Source organism: Streptomyces sp. NPDC029138 (genome assembly GCF_055564375.1).
This window is the reverse complement of sequence record NZ_JBVHWM010000060.1, coordinates 43,565-61,733: the sequence shown is the minus strand read 5'-3', so window position 1 is coordinate 61,733 and position 18,169 is coordinate 43,565. Positions and strand designations below refer to the sequence as shown.

Genomic DNA, 18,169 nt, shown 5'->3' with positions numbered 1-18,169 from the left:
TCCCCTCACTCCCCACGCGGCCCGCCCGCCCACCCCCGATCACCCGCCCCCCCCCCGCCCCCCCCCCCCCCCCTCCCCCCCCCCCCCCCCCCCCCCCCCCCCCGGTCCTGGGGCATACCGCTCGGCGTGTCGGACTCGGGTCGGCAGGTGGGCGGCTCAGGCCGCTCGGACGTCCCGTTCGGTCACGGCGTGCGCGCACGGGCGCCGGCCCGTCGACCGGCGCCGGCGCAGGAAGCGCGGCAGCGGCACGGCGAGGTTGACGAAGCCCTCCGCCTGCATGGCGGCGAAGCCGATGCGGGGCAGGTCGGCGGAGGCCCGGTAGACCACGAACCGCGGCTCCCAGCGCGGCTGGAACTTCGCGTTGAACTTGTACAGCGACTCGATCTGGAACCAGCGCGAGAGGAACACCAGCAGCCCGCGCCAGGCGCGCAGCACCGGGCCGGCGCCGATCTTCTCCCCGCGCGCGAGGGCGGAGCGGAACATCGCGAAGTTCAGCGAGACCCGGGTGATGCCGAACCTCGGGGCGGCTTGCAGGGCGGCGACGATCAGCAGCTCGTTCATGCCCGGGTCGGCGCTGCGGTCCCGGCGCATCAGGTCCAGCGACACGCCGTCCGTGCCCCAGGGCACGAAGTGGAGGATCGCCTTCAGGTCGCCGTACTCACCCGGCTCGTCGTCCTGCTTGTGGGCGGTGGCGATCAGGCAGTCGGCGTCGGACGGGTCGCCGATGCGGCCGAGCGCCATGGAGAAGCCGCGCTCGGTGTCCGTGCCGCGCCAGTCCTCCGCGGCCCGGCGGATCCGCTCCAGCTCGGCCTCGCCGACGTCACGGATGCGCCGTACCCGGGTTTCGTAGCCGGCCCGCTCGATGCGCTTGACCATCTGGCGCACGTTGCGCATCGCGCGTCCGGCGAGCGAGAAATCCGCCACGTCCACCACCGCCTCGTCGCCCAGCTCCAGGGCGTCCAGGCCGGTCTCGCGGGTCCACACCTCGCCGCCGGTCTCCGAGCAGCCCATGACCGCGGGCGTCCAGGAATGGGCCCTGGCCTCGTCCATGAAGCGCTCGATGGCGCCCGGCCAGGCCTCTACGTCGCCGATGGGGTCGCCGCTGGCGAGCATCACGCCGGACACGACCCGGTAGGTGACCGCGGCCTTGCCGCTCGGCGAGAACACGACGGCCTTGTCGCGGCGCAGCGCGAAGTGGCCGAGCGAGTCGCGCCGGCCGTGCTTCTCCAGCAGCGCCCGCAGCCTGACCTCGTCCTCCTCGGTGAGGCGGGCGGCCGGGTGCTCGGGGCGGAAGGCCAGGTAGATCGTGGTGACGGCGGTGATCCAGCCGAGGGCGCCGAGCGAGAAGGCCACCGTCCAGGACGTGTTGCCCTGGTAGTCCACCGGGCCCTCGAAGCCGGCCAGGCCGTAGATGACGTGCGTCAGCCGGTCGGCGAGGCTCGGGTCGCCGATCGTCCGGTGCGGATGGACGCTGACGATGACGAGACCGAGGGCGAGGGAACCGGCGCTCATGAGCACGAAGTTGGCGAGCGCCCGCCACCTGCTGCGCGGATCGGGCAGGGCCGCGAACTGGTCCCGGTGGCGCAGCAGCGGCACCAGCAGCGCGACCGCGATCAGCATGCCGACGACCGAGTGCCGGTACGCGAACTGCGCCACCGCACCCGCCGGAAGCAGCGCGACCGCCGCGCGCCACGCCCGGCGCTTGCGCCGTTTGAGCCCGTGCGCGAGCAGCAGCAACAGCACGCCCGCGCTGAGCGAGAGCGCCGCCGCGAACGGCCCGAACGAGCCCGGCAGCACCTCCGCCATGGCGTGCATACGGCTGTGACGGAAGCGCGGGAACACACCCGCGGCGATGTCCAGGACGCCCACGAGCGCGGCGGCCCTGCCGACCACAGCGGGAACGGCCTCGGGGCGCGGGCCGCGCAGTATGCGCCGCACCCGGCTTGATCGGCCCGGAACCCCGCCCGACATTTCCCCATCTATCCTGACAGACATCGCATCCCGTAGTTCTGCGAGAGACCTTGAACCCGGGCCCGATCGGGCATCCGGCGACATTGCGCCCTCTAGGACGGTGTCTCGGGGAGAGAGGTTCACTCCCCACCGGAAAGTCGGGTCAAAGGCCAAGGAAAGCCCCGGGCAAGCCCTCGCAACCTGGCGTGGGCACGGCACGGGCGGAAAGCGCAGGCAGGAAACAGCCCATGGGTCTCACGAGCAACAAAGTGCTGGTGCTGGCGATTCTGATCGCCGTCGTGCTGTTCATCGGCACGGTATGGCTGTGGCCGCGCCTGGCCCGCCGGAACTGGCGCGCCGTCAGCGGACGGGTCGGTCTGCTGCTGTCCACCCAGGTGGCCCTCTTCGCCTCCGTCGGGCTCGCCGCCAACCAGGCCTTCGGCTTCTACGCCAGCTGGGCGGACCTGTTCGGCAAGGAGACCGACCAGGGGATCGTCGTCGACCACTCGGCCAACGGCAGCACCGGCGGCCCGCTCCAGGTGGTCTCCACCTCCGACGTGCCCGGCGTGCGCGCCGCGCGGCCGGAGACCGGCGGGCAGGTCCAGAAGGTCGACATCGTGGGCCGTACGACCCACATCGTCACGCCGGCGTACGTGTACCTGCCGCCGGAGTACTTCCAGCCGCAGTACCGCACGCGTACGTTCCCGGCGGCGGTCGTGCTGACCGGTTACCCGGGTACCGCGCGGTCGCTGGTGGACAAGCTGAACTACCCGAGCACGGCGCAGCGGTTGGCCAAGGACGGGCGGATGCAGCCGATGATCCTGGTGATGCTGCGGCCGACCGTGGCCCCGCCGCGGGACACCGAGTGCGTCGACGTGCCGGGCGGGCCGCAAGCGGAAACGTTTTTCGCGAAGGATCTGCCGGAGGCCGTCCTCGGGCACTACCGGGTCGGCAAGCGGCCGGGCAGCTGGGGCGTGATCGGCGACTCCACGGGCGGCTACTGCGCGCTCAAGCTCGCCATGCACCACCCGAACGTGTACGCGGCCGGCGCGGGCCTCTCGCCGTACTACAAGGCGCCGATCGACCCGACCACCGGTGACCTCTTCCAGGGCGACGAGAAGCTGCGGAACCGTGCCGACCTGTTCTGGCTGCTGGAGCACGAGGAGGCGCCGGACACCTCGCTGCTCGTCACCAGCAGCAAGGTCGGCGAGCACAACTACAAGGCCACGGTGAAGTTCATCCAGCAGGTCCAGGCCACGAACCTGACCCGGATCTCGTCGATCATCCTCGACAGCGGCGGGCACAACTTCAACACCTGGCGGCGCGAGATCCCGCCGACGCTCCAGTGGATCAGCGGGCGGCTCAGCGACGGCTGAGCCCTCCTGGCCCTGACACCCCGTGAAGCTCATGGTGTGGCCGTGTTTTTACGGGGCGGGGGCCCACGATTCGCCTACGCGCGGTAAGTTTCTGGCCATGCCACGTGGACGCCACCGCCATTCCCCGCCTCTGCACCGGCTGTTGCCCCCGTCGGCGATCGCCGGGGTCTCCGTCGCCTGCGCGCTGGGTCCCTGGGTGTTCTCCGAGGTCACCGTGTTGCGCGCGCTGGCCGCGGCGGCCGCCGCGACGGCGGTCCTCGGCGCGGTCGTGATGCGCCGCTGGGACGCGCAGGCGGGCAAGCAGGTCGCCGAACTCACGCGCGCGCGTGCGGGCGACGAGTGGCGGTACGAGGAACGGGTCGCCGAGCTGGAGACCGACCTGGAGGAGTCCCGCGAACTGCGCGCGAAGCTGGAGCAGCGGCTGCGCGCCAAGCGGGCGGAACTGGCGGGCCTGCGCAACGAGCACGCGGCCCTGCTGCGCCGGTACGCCACGGCGGAGACCGAGCGCGCCAGCGCCCTGGAGGGCCGGCGGCTGCTGGAACTCGAAGCGGTGGTGCCCGAGCTGGAGCCGGCGCGTTCGTCGTCGCCCGCGCTGCCGCCGGCGCGCAGCGCCGAGCCTGTGGACACCGGGGCTTCCCAGGCGCCGGGTATCGAGGGGCGGCCGGCGGTGTTCTCGTCCGAGGGCGCCCAGCTGTACCGGCGGGCGCTGACGGCTCTGGCCCGGTTCGACCGGGAGGGAGCGGACAAGGGGGAGGCCGGGGTCGAGGCCGACGCCGACACTGAGGGGGACGAGCCCGAGGCGGTCGAGGTCCGGGCCGCGCAGCTCGAGTCCGCTGAGGCCATTGAGGCCACACTGGTCACCGATTCCGCCGAGTCCGTTGCCGTCGCGTCGGAGACGTCCGAGCCGGAGGCTCACTCGGCTCCCGAGGGTGCCGTCGCCGGGGCCGCGGTTGCCAAAGGAGAACCCGCCGCGGACGGCGTGAAGGAGGGCGCCGATGCTTCGCCGGCGACCGAACTCGCCCGTCCCGTGGGCCGGCCGCCCGCCGGGCACTTCACCGTGCCGACCGCGGTGGCCGTCGTACCGGCGGCGCCCGCGCGGCGCCCGGTGGTCGAGGGCGGCTTCGACTTCTTCGGCACCCAGAAGGGCGCGCCGAAGGCCACGCTGGACTCCGTGCAGAACGAGGACCTCGCCGACGTCGTCGGCCCCGAGGCGCTCGCCGTGCACAAGGCCGAGTCCGAGGCCGGGTTCAAGGCCGCCGACGCGCGGTCCCGGGGGATCGGCCAGGTCATCGACCTGACCGCGCACGACGAGACCGAGCAGATCGACATCCAGGGGCTGCGCAGCGCGGCCTCCTGAGCCGCCGTCAACCGTACGGACCGACCGCCGGGCCCGGCCTTCCCACGAGGGGACCCGGGCCCGAAGCGTCGGCCCGACGGGTCCGGCGGGTCGCTCCGGCGGATTGGTGTGGGTCGGTCCGGCGGGTCGGTCGGGCGGGTCGGTCGGGTCAGTTCGTGTGTCGGCCCGAGTCAGTTCGTGCGTCGGTCCCGCGGGTCGGCGCGGGTCGGTGCGGGTCGGTCTGTGCGTCGGTCCCGCGGGTCGGTGCGGGTCGGTCTGTGAGTCGGTCCGGCGGGTCGGTCGGGTCAGTTCGTGTGTCGGCCCGAGTCAGTTCGCGCGTCGGTCCGGCGGGTCGGTGCCGGTCGGTCTGTGTGTCGGTCCGGCGGGTCGGTGTGGGCTGGTGGCGGTCAGCCGTTGGTCATCCAGCGGTCCGGGAGGGCGTCCCGGCGGCCCGTGCGGGAGCGCTCCGCCTGCTCGTCCAGGAGTCGCGCGGCCTCCTGCGCGCCCCGCAGCCGGGCCGTCACGGTCTTGTCGGCCCCGGTGTCCACATGGACGTCGGCGAGCCCGCAGCGGCGCTCCCAGGGTCCCTGGGTGAGCCGTACGCTCTGCACCTTGGCGTGCGGGACGAGCGAGAGGCGGCGACGCAGCAGGCCGCTCCGGGCGGCGAACACCGCGTCGGTGACCGTTAGCCGGTGCCCGCGCCACCACACCGGCACGCACCACCGGGCCCGGCGCGGCACCCGCGACAGCTCCCGGGGCACGGTCACGCCGGGCAGCACGCGCGCGACGACCGATTCGGCGGCCGCGCGCGGGGCGACGGGAATCAGCACGGAGTTGGCGGAGCCGGCCACGTCCAGTTCCACCCGTACCCAGCCCGGCCGCCGCCACAGCAGCGGTTCCACGATCCGCACGGTCTGCACCCGGCCGGGTGGCACCGTCTCGTGCGTACGGTCGAGCAGCCCGTGGTCGATGCGGAGCCCGTCGGGGGACTCGCTCACCGTCCAGTCGAACTCGGTGACGAACCGGCCCACGCCGCTCGCGCCGGCCGCGCCGACCAGGGGCAGGGCGGTCGCGACGACCGTCCACAGGTTGTGGGTGGTGAGCCACAGCACGGTCGGCAGGACCAGCGCGGCGCACAGCGAGCCCCAGGTGGCGCCCGTCAGCACCAGGGAGCGTGCCAGCTCGCGCGGGGGTACGTGCAGCAGTACACGCGCCGGTGCCTCTCCGACCTCGTGCGCCGTCTCGGGCGCGAAGCCCGCCGCGCGCGCGAGCAGCTCCGCGCGCAAGGCGCGCGCCTCCCGCTCGCCCAGGAAGGCCAGCTCGTCCTTGTCCTCGGCGCCGACGACGTCGATCCGCAGCTTCGCGACGCCCGCCACGCGCGCGAGGAGCGGCCGGGAGAGGTCCACGGCCTGGATGCGTTCCAGCCGGATGTGCGCGGTGCGCCGGAACAGCAGGCCGGTGCGTATGCGCAGTTCGGTGTCGGTGACCGCGTAGTGCGTGAACCACCAGGACAGGAAGCCGTAGAGGCCGGCCGCCGGCACCAGTACCGCGAGCCCCAGCAGGAGCACGGTGCCGGTCAGCCGGGTGAGCTGCTCCTGGGCGCCGCTCGGGTCGTGCACGGCCCATCCGGCCAGCACGGCGAGCGGCGCCCACGCCCGGCGGAAGGGCGTGACCGGGTGCAGCCGGCGCTCGGTGACGGGCGGGCGCTCCGGTGCGCCGTCGTGAGACACGTCTTCGTGAGGTGTGCCGTCGTGCGGTGCGCCGCCGCCCGGTATGCCGCCGTCCGGTATGCCGTCGGTGCCGCCGGGGGAGGTCACAGGCCCGCCGATCGTGCCTCGCCCAGCTCGGTCAGCCGGTCGCGCAGGCGTTCCGCCTCGGCCGGGTCGAGGCCGGGGATGGTCGCGTCGGTCGCGGCGGCGGCCGTGTGCAGCTGTACGGTGGCCAGCCCGAAGCGCCGCTCCAGCGGTCCGGAGGTCACCTCCACCAGCTGCATCCGCCCGTACGGCACCACCGTCTCCTCACGCCACAGGACACCGCGGCTGATCAGCAGGTCGTCGGCGCGCTCGGCGTACCGCCACGAGCGCCAGTTGCGCTCCAGCAGCCACCAGCACCAGGCGGCGCACGCCGGCGGCAGCAGCGCCCAGGCCGCCCACGCGGGCCCCGCGAGAAGGCCCGGGAGGAGCCCCGCGGCGAGCGCGAGCACCACCGTCCACACCACCAGCAGCAGCCGGCGCACCCGCAGCAGACCGGGCCGCAGCCCGCGCCACACCGGCTGGTCCGCCGGCGCTTCGGTTCCCTCGGGACTCCCCGTTTCCATGAGCCCAGCGTACGTAGGGGAAACTGGGCCCATGACTCCTACGACGGAGACCACGGTCGGCATCGGCGGCGCGGCGGAGAGCACCGACATGGTGCTCAACATCGGGCCCCAGCACCCGTCCACGCACGGCGTGCTGCGGCTCAGGCTCGTGCTGGACGGGGAGCGCATCGTGCGCGCCGAGCCGGTGATCGGGTACATGCACCGGGGCGCCGAGAAGCTCTTCGAGGCGCGCGACTACCGGCAGATCATCGTGCTCGCCAACCGCCACGACTGGCTGTCGGCGTTCTCGAACGAGCTGGGCGTGGTCCTCGCGGTGGAGCGGATGCTCGGCATGGAGGTCCCCGGGCGCGCGGTGTGGACGCGCACGCTGCTCGCCGAGCTGAACCGGGTACTGAACCACCTGATGTTCCTCGGCTCCTACCCGCTGGAGCTGGGCGGGATCACGCCGGTGTTCTACGCGTTCCGGGAGCGGGAGGTGCTCCAGAACGTCATGGAGGAGGTCTCCGGCGGGCGCATGCACTACATGTTCAACCGTGTCGGCGGCCTCAAGGAGGACCTGCCGGCCGGCTGGACCGCACGCGCGCGGGAGGCCGTCGCCGCCGTGCGCTCGCGCATGGACGTATTCGACGACCTGGTGCTGGGCAACGAGATCTTCCGGGGGCGCACGCGCGGGGTGGGCGTGCTCACGCCGGAGACGGTGCACGCCTACGGCGTGAGCGGGCCCATCGCGCGCGCCTCGGGCGTCGACTTCGACCTGCGCCGCGACGAGCCGTACCTGGCCTACGGCGACCTCCAGGACACCCTGAAGGTCGTCACCCGGAGCGAGGGCGACTGCCTCGCCCGGTTCGAGGTCCTGCTGGAGCAGACCCACAACGCGCTCGACCTCGCCGACGCCTGCCTGGACCGGCTCGCCGAGCTGCCGCCCGGGCCGATCAACCAGCGGCTGCCGAAGGTGCTGAAGGCGCCCGAGGGGCACACGTACGCGTGGACCGAGAACCCGCTCGGCATCAACGGCTACTACCTGGTCAGCAAGGGTGAGAAGACGCCGTACCGGCTGAAGCTGCGCTCGGCCTCGTACAACAACATCCAGGCGCTGACCGAGCTGCTGCCGGGAACGCTGGTGGCGGACATGGTCGCGATCCTGGGGTCGCTGTTCTTCGTGGTCGGCGACATCGACAAGTAGGCCGACCGCGCGGGCCGGCACGGGGACCGGCGGGGGTACGGCTCATCGGCCGGGCGCATCTCATTGGTGGCTGTGCGCGTCCCGCGGGTCCGGCTCCAGGGGGTCCGGGATGCCGACCGGCTGGAGCAGCCAGCCGAAGTCGCCGAGGCCGCCCGGTGCCGTCAGCTCCGCTGCCTCACCGGCGCTCGCCAGGGCGCGCACATAGGCGGAGGGGTCCGTGGAGGCGAGCGCGAGCGGGGGGCGCGCGCCGGTGATGTCGAGGACGTGCAGGGCAGCACGTTGCGTGAGCAGGCGCGCGCCGGGAAGCTCGCGCGCCGTTTCACGGGTCCCCTGCGCGGCGTGCGGGGGTGTCTGCGCCGCGTGCGGGGATGTCTGCGCCGCGTCCGGGGGCGCTGACGCCGTGTCGGAGGGAGTGTGCGCCGTGCTGGAGGGCGTGTGGGCCATGCCGGCCGGCGTGTGTGCCGTACCGGCTGCCGCCGCGCACGCGTCCAGTGCCACGTGGGCCGTGATGTCGCAGGAACCGTCCGGGACGGGGGCCGTCTCGCGTCCCTCGCGGAAGCCGGTGAGGGTGCCGAACGGGGGGCGCGTGTCCACGGTGTGCGCGTAGTCCACGGCCACCGCGAGCCCCCGTACCACCCGGTCCACGGCCGACGCCCAGGCCCGGTCCCGGGGCAGCCCGATCTCCGCCCGCAGCCCCTCCTCGGCCGGCAGCGGCCACCAGCGCGCGAGCCAGTCGGCCGGCGCGCCCGTCACGGGCTCCCCGAGCCGTTCGGAGCCGTCCTCCGCGACGAGCACCAGCCGGGGCACGCCCGTGGAGTCCACCTCCACGACGTCCACGGGGACGTTGTCCAGCCACTCGTTGGCGAACAGCAGCCCGGTGACCGCGTCCGGGAGTTCGCTCAGCCAGGTGATCCGTTCGTCCAGGCCGGCCGGGCGGTCGGCGATCTCGACGGCGTACGCACGCGCGCGTGCGGCCACGTCGGCCGGCAGGGCGGCGAGCACCCCGCTGACCAGTTCACCGCGCCCGGCGCCCATGTCGACGAAGTCCAGTACCGCAGGCCGCCCGAGCGCCGCGTCGACCCGGCACAGCAGCCGGGCCACGGCCCGCGCGAACAGCGGGGAGGCGTGCACGGACGTGCGGAAGTGACCGGCCGGTCCCTCCGGTCGCCGGTAGAAGCCGCCGGGCCCGTACAGGGCCCTCCCGGCCGCCGCGCGCCAGCCGCGCGGACCGGAGTTCCCGCTGTTCCCGCGCGCGTCGTCCGCCGTCGTCCCATCCGTCACCGCACCAGACTAGGCACACAGATGATCACGGCATCCACCTTGGGGAGTACGCGCGCCGGGCACGGATCGACCCTTCGGTTGACCCCTGCACGCATCTGGTTTCCCTACTCTGGGTTACGTGCAGCGCCTCTATGACTTCCTCCGCCGCCACCCGACCTGGGTCGACTCCTTCTGGGCCGTCGTCCTGTTCGGGCTGTCCGCGCTGAGCGTGGTCAATCTCGACGGGGTGCAGGGCCACCACGGGACGATCCCCGGCGGGATGGCCGTGTCCACCGTCCTGTGCGTCGTCGTGGCGCTGCGCCGCCGTTTCCCGGAGCCGATGCTGCTGCTCGCCCTGGTGACCGGGCTGGCCCAGCTGATCCTGGACGTCGAGACGACCGTCGCCGACTTCGCCATGCTGGTGATCACCTACACGGTCGCGACGGTCGGCGCGCGCTGGGCCTCCCGGCTCGCGCTCGCCGTCAGCCTCTGCGCGGCGACCGCGGCCCAGATCCGCTGGCCGGCAGAGAACACCGGCTTCCTCGGGCAGGCCGCCATAGCGGTCTTCCAGACGGTGCCCTTCGCCCTCGCCTGGGTGCTCGGCGACTCCATGCGCACCCGGCGGGCCTACTTCGCCCAGTTGGAGGAGCGCGCGGCCCGCCTGGAGAAGGAGCGCGAGGCGCAGGCGAAGGTCGCGGTCGCCGCCGAGCGCGCCCGTATCGCGCGCGAGCTGCACGACGTCGTCGCGCACAACGTGTCGGTGATGGTGGTGCAGGCCGACGGCGCCGCCTACGTCATGGACACCGCGCCCGACCAGGCGAGGAAGGCCCTGGAGACGATCTCCTCGACCGGCCGCCAGGCGCTGGCCGAGATGCGCCGTCTGCTGGGCGTGCTGCGCACCGGCGAGCACCAGGAGAGCGGGGAGTACGTCCCGCAGCCCGACGTGGAGCAGATCGACGACCTCATCGAGCAGTGCCGCAGCTCCGGCCTCCCGGTCGACTTCAAGGTGGAGGGCACCCCGCGACCACTGCCCAGCGGCGTGGAGCTGACCGCGTACCGGATCGTGCAGGAGGCGCTCACCAACACCCGCAAGCACGGCGGGCCGGGCGCGGGCGCGAGCGTCCGCCTGGTCTACTTCGACGACGGTCTCGGCCTGCTGGTCGAGGACGACGGCAAGGGCGCCCCGCACGAGCTGTACGAGGAGGGCGGCGCCGACGGGCAGGGGCACGGCCTGATCGGCATGCGCGAGCGCGTCGGCATGGTCGGCGGCACCCTGGACGCCGGCCCGCGCCCGGGCGGAGGATTCCGCATCAGCGCCCTGCTGCCACTCAAACCGGCGCACTGACCAGCCGTACGCCCCCACCCGCCCTCCCACGGCAACAGAAGACACGGAAGAGGACCCGATGACGATCCGCGTGATGCTCGTCGACGACCAGGTGCTGCTGCGCACCGGGTTCCGGATGGTGCTCGCCGCCCAGCCGGACATGGAGGTCGTCGCGGAGGCGGGCGACGGTGTCGAGGCCCTCCAGGTGCTGCGGTCCACCGCCGTCGACGTCGTCCTGATGGACGTCCGGATGCCGAAGCTGGACGGCGTGGAGGCCACCCGGCGGATCTGCGAGGAGCCGGACGCGCCCAAGGTCCTCATCCTGACCACGTTCGACCTGGACGAGTACGCCTTCTCCGGGCTGAAGGCGGGTGCCTCCGGCTTCATGCTCAAGGACGTGCCCCCCGGTGATCTCCTTGCCGCCATCCGCGCCGTGCACAGCGGTGACGCGGTCGTGGCACCCTCCACCACCCGGCGCCTGCTGGACCGCTTCGCGCCGATGCTGCCCTCCGCCGGCAAGGAACCCCAGCACAAGGAGCTGGAACGCCTCACCGAGCGGGAGCGCGAGGTGATGGTGCTCGTCGCGCAGGGCCTGTCCAACGGCGAGATCGCGTCCCGGCTGGTGCTGAGCGAGGCGACCGTGAAGACCCATGTGGGCCGCATCCTGACCAAGCTCGGCCTGCGCGACCGGGTGCAGGTGGTCGTGCTGGCGTACGAGACGGGGCTGGTGCGCGCCGGCGGCCACGGCTGACGGCCGCGGGCCCGGGCCCGCTTCATCAGCGCAGGACGCCCTCGATGAAGTCGCTGCCCAGCCGGGCCACCGCGGACAGGTCCAGCTGGTGCTGGACGTACCGGCCGCGGCGGCAGTCGGTGATCAGGCCCGCCTTCTTCAGCACCGTCAGGTGCCGGGATATCTCGGGCGCCGACATGCCGTGCGCGTCGGCCAGTTCGCTCGTGGTGTGCGGGGCGCGCGCGAGGTGCCGGCACAGCCGCATCCGCACCGGGTGGGCCAGCGCCGCCAGCCGGCGCGTGAGCTGTTCGACGGACGGCGCCTGCGGCCGGGGACCGCTCGCGGGGTAGGTGATCGACGGCTGCCAGCCGTACCGGTGCAGGACCATCACGTGCGGCCAGCCGAGGCTGGTCGGCACCAGCACGAGGCCGCCGTCGCCGGTGGCGGTGCGGCCCACGAGCAGCTTGTCGACCGTGACGAGCCCGGCCTCCTCATCCAGGGAGACGGCCCCGGACAGGGCCGCGAGGGCCTCGCCGAGGCCCTTGCGGCGCAGCAGCTCGGTCTTGTGCCGGGCGTCGGCGGCCAGCTGGGGCTGGATGCGGGCCCAGGTGTCGGCGAAGAAGGCGTCGTCGCAGTCGAGCATCAGCTGCCGGAACCAGGCCCGCACGGCTGGCGGATCGGTCAGCAGGCGGCGCGTGAACCGCTCCTGTACGGCACCGCGCGCGGCGGCCAGTTCCAGGGAGCGGCGGCGCAGCTCCGGGTCGTCGAGCGGGCCGGGCTCCTGGACGTCGTAGCGCAGCTGGCAGGTGAACTCCAGGGCCGCGTTGACGAACTGTTCGTCCGTCAGTTTGTCCAGTTGGTCCAGCTCTTCGGCGAGCGTGGCGCCGGGGAGGGCGCGCCCGCCGGGGAGGCCGGCGAAGGGGGCGAAGACGTCCGAGAACGTCGTACGCCACAGGAAGTCCGCCTCGCACAGCCGGTCGGCCAGGCAGGGCTCCAGCCGGGAGGAGACGGCGGTCGCCCAGCCCCGCAGCTCCGGGTGGTGCCCGGGCTCGCTGAGCGCGTGCAGCGCCATCCCCAGCTCCGCCAGCGGAGAGGGCACGACGGAGACCCTCTCCAGGGGCAGCCCGGTGATGTCGATGGTCACGCTCATGCCCTCCATCGTGCACCCGGCCACTGACAGTGCCCGCGTCGATTGACGGCAGGCGTCAATCCACGGGACATCGGGCCCGGGCGGGAGCAGGCTGAAGGCACCGGGCAGCCGCGTAGCCCGATCCGTCACCGAGCGGTCGTGACAGTCAGCGATCACTCAGCAATCGCTCAGCAACCGTCAGGAATAGCACAGCGATCACTCGGTGATCAGTCACGATCAGTCGACGCCGAGAAGGCCATCCGCCATGAGCATCACCCAGCAGTACCTCCTCGACACCCACCGCGCCCGTCTGCACGGTGAGCCCGGGCCGCCCGCGCCGGGCCGGGGCGACCTCGACCTCGTCCGTGAGCTGCGCGACTACCGGCGCTTCCGCGCGGTCATCGCCGAGCGCCCGGCGCACGGGCGACTGCGCGGCGCCCTGAGCCGCTGGCTGCGCCCCCGCGCCCTGGGCTAGGCCCTCTCCGGCAGGCGGTCCACGAAGTCCCGCACGGCCGCGCGGACCTCGTCCGCCGTCCACTCCAGGCCCGTGGCGCGGACGGTGACCTCCGTGCACGCCAGGCCGGGCCCCTTGGCCTCCCAGGCGTTCGCGAAGAGCATCACCGAGGTCTCCTCGCCCTGGCGCACCGCCGCCTCCGCCGCCACCTCGGGCTCGTACGGCAGCCAGACCTGGAACTCGTGGGTGTGCGGCTCCTCCGGGTGGACGCGGGCCCAGGGCACCCCGGCCGCCGCGAAGCCCTCGCGCAGCGCGGCGGCCACCACGCGCGCGTGCCGCACGTACTCGGGCAGCCGGGGCAGCTCACGGTCCAGGCCGACGAGCGCGGACAGGACGGTCGGGAACTGCTGGAAGACCGTGCCGCCGTACCGGTGCCGCCAGGTCCTCGCCTCCTCCACCAGCGTCCTGGGGCCGGCGAGCGCGGCGCCGCCGAAGCCGCCGAGGGACTTGTAGAACGACACGTAGACGCTGTCGGCCAGGCCCGCGATCTCCTCCAGAGGGCGCCCGAAGTGCTCGGTGCACTCCCACAGGCGCGCTCCGTCGAAGTGCACCACCGCGTCGCGCTCCCGGGCCGCCTCGACGACCTCGGTCAACTCGTCCCAGGTGGGCAGCAGGAAACCGGCGTCCCGGAGGGGCAGCTCCAGCATCAGCGCGCCGAAGGGCTCCTCGAGGTCGCGTATACCGGCCGCCGTGGGCAGTCGGTGCCCGCCGCCCACCCTGACCGGACGCAGGCCGCTGACCTGGCTGAACGCGTGCCGCTCATGCACCTCCGGGTGGGCCAGGGGGTGCAGGGCCACCGCCGTGTCGCCGGTGCGGCCCGCCCAGCAGCGCAGGGCCACCTGCTGGGCCATGGTGCCCGTCGGGAAGAACGCGGCGGCCTCCGTGCCGAGCAGCGCGGCCACCCGCTCCTCCAGGGCGGCCACGATCCGGTTGCCGTAGATGTCGGCCGGCTCGTCCAGGTCGTACACGTCGGCCGCCGCCTCGGTCAGCCACGCGAGACGGTCGCGGATCGAGCCGTCCCAGCCCGCGCGGGCCAGCGTGCGGCGCGCCCGCCGCCGGGCCGCCGCGCGCCGCTCGCGCAACCGCTCCTGCGCCGCTTGTCCCGTGTCCTGTTCCTGCGCCGCGACCTGCGCCGCGCCCTCCGCCCCGTCCCGCGTCGCGTCTTGCCCGGTGCCGTGCTCGTCCGTGTGGGTCATGCCGCGGATCATGCCGTGCCGGACCGGTGGGGGCACCGGGATTTCCGCGCGCGCGGAACCGCCGCGGCGGCGTGGCGAAACCCACAGCCTGTGGACAACCGGCCGCCGCCCCACCCGATAGCGTTAACATGACGAGAAATCGTCCGGTACCCAGAGCGGACTGGAACGGGAAGGCCGCCGTCGCGTGAGTACAGTCCACCAACCAGACCTCAAGGACCGCCCCGCGCGGCTCACCGTCGGCGTCGTCGGCGCCGGTCGCGTGGGCCCCGCGCTGGCCGCGTCCCTCCAGCTCGCCGGGCACCGCCCGGTGGCCGTCTCCGGAGTCTCCGACGCCTCCCGCAGGCGCGCCGAGACCATGCTCCCGGACGTCCCGCTGGTGCCGCCCGCAGAGGTGCTCCAGCGCGCCGACCTGGTGCTGCTCACGGTCCCCGACGACGCCCTGCCCGGCCTGGTCGCCGGCCTCGCCGAGACCGGCGCGGTACGGCCGGGACAGCTGCTCGTGCACACCTCCGGCCGGTACGGCGCGAAGGTGCTCGACCCGGCCCTGCGCGCGGGCGCGCTGCCGCTGGCCCTGCACCCGGCGATGACCTTCACCGGCACGCCGGTGGACGTCCAGCGGCTCGCGGGCTGCTCCTTCGGCGTCACCGCGCCCGAGGAGCTGCGGCTGGCCGCCGAGGCCCTGGTGATCGAGATGGGCGGCGAGCCGGAGTGGATCAGCGAGCAGAACCGCCCGCTGTACCACGCGGCCCTCGCGCTCGGCGCCAACCACCTGGTGACCCTGGTCGCCCAGTCCATGGAGCTGCTGCGCGCGGCCGGCGTGGAGGCGCCCGACCGGATGCTCGGCCCGCTGCTCGGGGCCGCCCTGGACAACGCCCTGCGCTCCGGCGACGCGGCCCTGACCGGTCCGGTCGCGCGCGGGGACGCCGGTACGGTCGCCGCGCACGTCACCGAGCTGCGCAAGCACGCCCCGCAGACCGTGGCGGGCTACCTGGCGATGGCCCGCGCGACCGCCGACCGCGCGCTCGCCCACGGCCTGCTGAAGCCGGAACTCGCCGAGGACCTCCTCGGGGTACTCGCCGACGGAGGCCAAACGAGCCAGGGAGGCGAGGGAACCGACGGCACGAACGGCTCCGACGGCACGACCGGCACGGAGGGGAACGACCGATGACCACCGCCCTGCTGAGCACCGCCGAAGAGCTGCACGCGCGCGTGCGCCACGGCCGCCGCGCCGTCGTGATGACCATGGGCGCCCTGCACGAGGGCCACGCGACCCTCATCCGCACCGCGCGGGCGGTCGCCGGCCCGGACGGCGAGGTCGTCGTCACGGTCTTCGTCAACCCGTTGCAGTTCGGCGCGGGCGAGGACCTGGACCGTTACCCGCGCACCCTGGACGCCGATCTCAAGCTCGCCGAGCAGGCGGGCGCGGACGCGGTGTTCGCGCCCGCCGTGGACGAGGTCTACCCGGGCGGCGAACCGCAGGTGCGCGTCTCCGCGGGCCCCATGGGCGAACGCCTGGAGGGTGCCTCGCGGCCCGGGCACTTCGACGGGATGCTCACCGTCGTCGCCAAGCTGCTGCACCTCACCCGCCCCGACGTCGCCCTGTTCGGGCAGAAGGACGCCCAGCAGCTGGCCCTGATCCGGCGCATGGTGCGGGACCTGAACTTCGGCGTCGAGATCGTCGCCGTACCGACCGTGCGCGAGGAGGACGGGCTCGCCCTGTCCAGCCGCAACCGCTACCTCTCGCCGGACGAGCGCCGCACCGCCCTCGCGCTGTCCCGCGCGCTGTTCGCCGGCCGGGACCGGCACGCGGCGCAGGAGGCGCTGCGCGCGCGGGCCCGGGAAGTGCCCTCCACGCACGCGCGTGCCGAGGCGCTGAGCGCCATAGGGGAGTCCCGCGCGGCGGCCGACGCGCACGCGGTGGCCACCGCCGCGCCCGGCGGCCCGGCGGCCGTCCGCGCCGCCGCCCGCCAGGTCCTGGACGAGGCCACCCGCTTCGACCCGCCGCTCCGGCTGGACTACCTGGCGCTGGTCGACCCCGCCGACTTCACCGAGATCGGCGACGACTTCACCGGCGAGGCCGTCCTCGCCGTCGCCGCCCGGGTCGGCACGACCCGGCTGATCGACAATCTTCCTCTCACCTTCGGAGCCGCCTCGTGACCAGCACAGGCATACGACTGCACGCACCCGCCCCCGGGTGGAACATCTCCGCGGACGTGGTCGTCGTCGGCTCCGGAGTGGCCGGCCTGACCGCTGCACTGCGCTGCGAGGCCGCCGGGCTCACCACGGTCGTCGTCACCAAGGCCCGCCTGGACGACGGCTCCACGCGCTGGGCGCAGGGCGGCATCGCCGCCGCCCTCGGCGAGGGCGACACGCCGGAGCAGCACCTGGAGGACACCCTGGTGGCCGGCGCGGGCCTGTGCGACGAGGAGGCGGTGCGCATCCTCGTCACCGAGGGCCCCGACGCCGTGCGGCGGCTGATCTCCACCGGCGCCCACTTCGACACCGACGACGAGGGCGACATCCACCTCACCCGCGAGGGCGGCCACCACCGGCGCCGGATCGCGCACGCGGGCGGCGACGCGACCGGCGCGGAGGTCTCCCGGGCTCTCGTGGAGGCCGTACGCGCGCGTGGGCTGCGCACCATCGAGAACGCGCTGGTCCTGGACCTGCTGACGGACGCCGAGGGCCGTACGGCCGGGGTCACCCTGCATGTGATGGGCGAGGGTCAGCACGACGGCGTGGGCGCCGTGCACGCCCCCGCCGTGGTCCTCGCGACCGGCGGCATGGGCCAGGTGTTCTCCGCGACCACCAACCCGTCCGTGTCGACCGGCGACGGCGTGGCGCTGGCGCTGCGCGCGGGCGCCGAGATCAGCGACCTGGAGTTCGTCCAGTTCCACCCGACCGTGCTGTTCCTCGGCGCGGACGCCGAGGGCCAGCAGCCGCTCGTCTCCGAGGCGGTGCGCGGCGAGGGCGCGTACCTGATCGACGGGGACGGGGTGCGCTTCATGGCGGGCCGGCACGAGCTGGCCGAGCTGGCGCCCCGGGACATCGTCGCCAAGGGCATCATGCGGCGGATGCTGGAGCAGGGCGCCGAGCACATGTACCTCGACGCCCGGCATTTCGGCGCCGACATGTGGGAGCACCGCTTCCCGACCATCCTGGCCGCCTGCCGCGCCAACGGCATCGACCCGGTCACCGAGCCCATCCCGATCGCCCCGGCCGCCCACTACGCCTCCGGCGGCGTCCGCACCGACGCGCAGGGACGCACCACGGTCCCGGGCCTGTACGCCTGCGGCGAGGTCGCCTGCACCGGTGTGCACGGCGCCAACCGGCTCGCCTCCAACTCCCTGCTCGAAGGCCTCGTCTACGCCGAGCGGATCGCCGCCGACATCGCCGCCGTCCGCGCGGCGGACGGCCTCCACGCGCGCGTGCCCGCACCGGTCCCGCACCCCGAGACGCCGGCGCACCCGCTGCTCACCCCCGAGAGCCGCTTCGCCATCCAGCGGACCATGACCGAGGGCGCGGGCGTGCTGCGCTCCGAGGAGTCCCTCGCCAGGGCCGCCGACCAGCTCCAGAAGCTGCACACCGAGGCCCGGGACGCGCTGGAGGAGGACGGCAAGACCGCCGAGCCCGGCGTGGACACCTGGGAGGCGACGAACCTCCTGTGCGTGGCCCGGGTCCTGGTCGCCGCCGCCCGGCTGCGCGAGGAGACCCGCGGCTGCCACTGGCGTGAGGACCGCGCCGAGCGCGACGACGCGAACTGGCGGCGCCACATCGTCGTACGGCTCAATCCCGACCGGTCGCTGGCCGTACGCACCACCGACACCGCAGACTTCCCCCCTGTCCGGTAACAC

At 73.9% G+C, this 18,169-nt stretch carries 15 protein-coding genes; 9 read left to right on the top strand and 6 right to left on the bottom strand.

The genetic code is table 11. The annotated features are described in order from the left end of the window. Window positions 1-156 precede the first annotated feature (156 nt). The gene (locus tag ACZ4WH_RS33635; RefSeq protein WP_468187974.1) at window positions 157-1,971 is read right to left on the bottom strand and encodes a phosphatidylglycerol lysyltransferase domain-containing protein; all 1,815 of its coding nucleotides are present in this window, start codon (window positions 1,969-1,971) and stop codon (window positions 157-159) included. 227 nt (window positions 1,972-2,198) lie between these two features. Here ACZ4WH_RS33635 and ACZ4WH_RS33630 point away from each other — a divergent pair, with 227 nt between their 5' ends. Together ACZ4WH_RS33630 and ACZ4WH_RS33625 are read left to right on the top strand one after the other, a co-directional pair. Beyond that, window positions 2,199-3,326, top strand: coding sequence for an alpha/beta hydrolase (locus tag ACZ4WH_RS33630; RefSeq protein WP_468187972.1), 1,128 nt, complete (start codon window positions 2,199-2,201; stop codon window positions 3,324-3,326). Between the two features lie 97 nt (window positions 3,327-3,423). Next, window positions 3,424-4,683, top strand: a complete 1,260-nt coding sequence (locus ACZ4WH_RS33625) for a hypothetical protein (protein ID WP_468187970.1) — start codon at window positions 3,424-3,426, stop codon at window positions 4,681-4,683. A 386-nt stretch (window positions 4,684-5,069) separates the two neighbouring features. Here ACZ4WH_RS33625 and ACZ4WH_RS33620 read toward each other — a convergent pair whose 3' ends face one another. Further along, window positions 5,070-6,479, bottom strand: coding sequence for a PH domain-containing protein (locus tag ACZ4WH_RS33620; RefSeq protein ID WP_468187968.1), 1,410 nt, complete (start codon window positions 6,477-6,479; stop codon window positions 5,070-5,072). Then, entirely contained in the window at window positions 6,476-6,979 is a 504-nt protein-coding gene (locus ACZ4WH_RS33615; protein ID WP_468187966.1) for a PH domain-containing protein, read from the bottom strand. The genes ACZ4WH_RS33620 and ACZ4WH_RS33615 overlap by 4 nt, the downstream gene beginning before the upstream one ends. A 31-nt stretch (window positions 6,980-7,010) precedes the next feature. Here ACZ4WH_RS33615 and ACZ4WH_RS33610 point away from each other — a divergent pair, with 31 nt between their 5' ends. Then, complete coding sequence (locus ACZ4WH_RS33610) at window positions 7,011-8,162, top strand: NADH-quinone oxidoreductase subunit D (protein ID WP_468187964.1); 1,152 nt, start codon at window positions 7,011-7,013, stop codon at window positions 8,160-8,162. Window positions 8,163-8,222: 60 nt separating this feature from the next. On the opposite strand, the gene ACZ4WH_RS33605 is transcribed toward ACZ4WH_RS33610, so the two are convergent. Beyond that, complete coding sequence (locus tag ACZ4WH_RS33605) at window positions 8,223-9,443, bottom strand: SAM-dependent methyltransferase (RefSeq protein ID WP_468187962.1); 1,221 nt, start codon at window positions 9,441-9,443, stop codon at window positions 8,223-8,225. Window positions 9,444-9,561: 118 nt separating this feature from the next. Here ACZ4WH_RS33605 and ACZ4WH_RS33600 point away from each other — a divergent pair, with 118 nt between their 5' ends. Together ACZ4WH_RS33600 and ACZ4WH_RS33595 are read left to right on the top strand one after the other, a co-directional pair. Continuing rightward, entirely contained in the window at window positions 9,562-10,767 is a 1,206-nt protein-coding gene (locus tag ACZ4WH_RS33600) for a sensor histidine kinase (RefSeq protein WP_468187961.1), read from the top strand. A gap of 58 nt (window positions 10,768-10,825) precedes the next feature. Continuing rightward, window positions 10,826-11,497 (top strand): response regulator, encoded by a 672-nt coding sequence (locus ACZ4WH_RS33595; protein ID WP_468187959.1) that lies wholly within the window; start codon window positions 10,826-10,828, stop codon window positions 11,495-11,497. 25 nt (window positions 11,498-11,522) lie between these two features. Here ACZ4WH_RS33595 and ACZ4WH_RS33590 read toward each other — a convergent pair whose 3' ends face one another. Beyond that, window positions 11,523-12,626: a DUF5937 family protein gene (locus tag ACZ4WH_RS33590; protein WP_468187957.1), complete on the bottom strand. Its 1,104-nt coding sequence runs from the start codon at window positions 12,624-12,626 to the stop codon at window positions 11,523-11,525. 244 nt (window positions 12,627-12,870) lie between these two features. On the opposite strand from ACZ4WH_RS33590, the gene ACZ4WH_RS33585 reads away from it, so the two are divergent. Next, a complete protein-coding gene (locus ACZ4WH_RS33585) occupies window positions 12,871-13,080 on the top strand; it encodes a hypothetical protein (protein ID WP_468187955.1) in 210 nt (69 codons plus the stop codon). Here the strand turns inward: ACZ4WH_RS33585 and ACZ4WH_RS33580 are convergent. Next, entirely contained in the window at window positions 13,077-14,315 is a 1,239-nt protein-coding gene (locus ACZ4WH_RS33580; RefSeq protein ID WP_468187954.1) for a threonine aldolase family protein, read from the bottom strand. The two genes, ACZ4WH_RS33585 and ACZ4WH_RS33580, sit on opposite strands and share 4 nt — an antisense overlap. A gap of 184 nt (window positions 14,316-14,499) precedes the next feature. Between ACZ4WH_RS33580 and ACZ4WH_RS33575 the strand changes: the two genes are divergently transcribed. From ACZ4WH_RS33575 to ACZ4WH_RS33565, 3 genes are read left to right on the top strand one after another with little or no spacing between them, the layout of a single operon-like run. Beyond that, window positions 14,500-15,483: a Rossmann-like and DUF2520 domain-containing protein gene (locus ACZ4WH_RS33575; RefSeq protein ID WP_468187952.1), complete on the top strand. Its 984-nt coding sequence runs from the start codon at window positions 14,500-14,502 to the stop codon at window positions 15,481-15,483. Continuing rightward, window positions 15,480-16,472, top strand: a complete 993-nt coding sequence (gene panC, locus ACZ4WH_RS33570; protein WP_468187950.1) for a pantoate--beta-alanine ligase — start codon at window positions 15,480-15,482, stop codon at window positions 16,470-16,472. Before ACZ4WH_RS33575 ends, panC begins: the two co-directional genes overlap by 4 nt. Next, complete coding sequence (locus ACZ4WH_RS33565; RefSeq protein WP_468187948.1) at window positions 16,469-18,166, top strand: L-aspartate oxidase; 1,698 nt, start codon at window positions 16,469-16,471, stop codon at window positions 18,164-18,166. Before panC ends, ACZ4WH_RS33565 begins: the two co-directional genes overlap by 4 nt. Window positions 18,167-18,169: the final 3 nt, after the last annotated feature.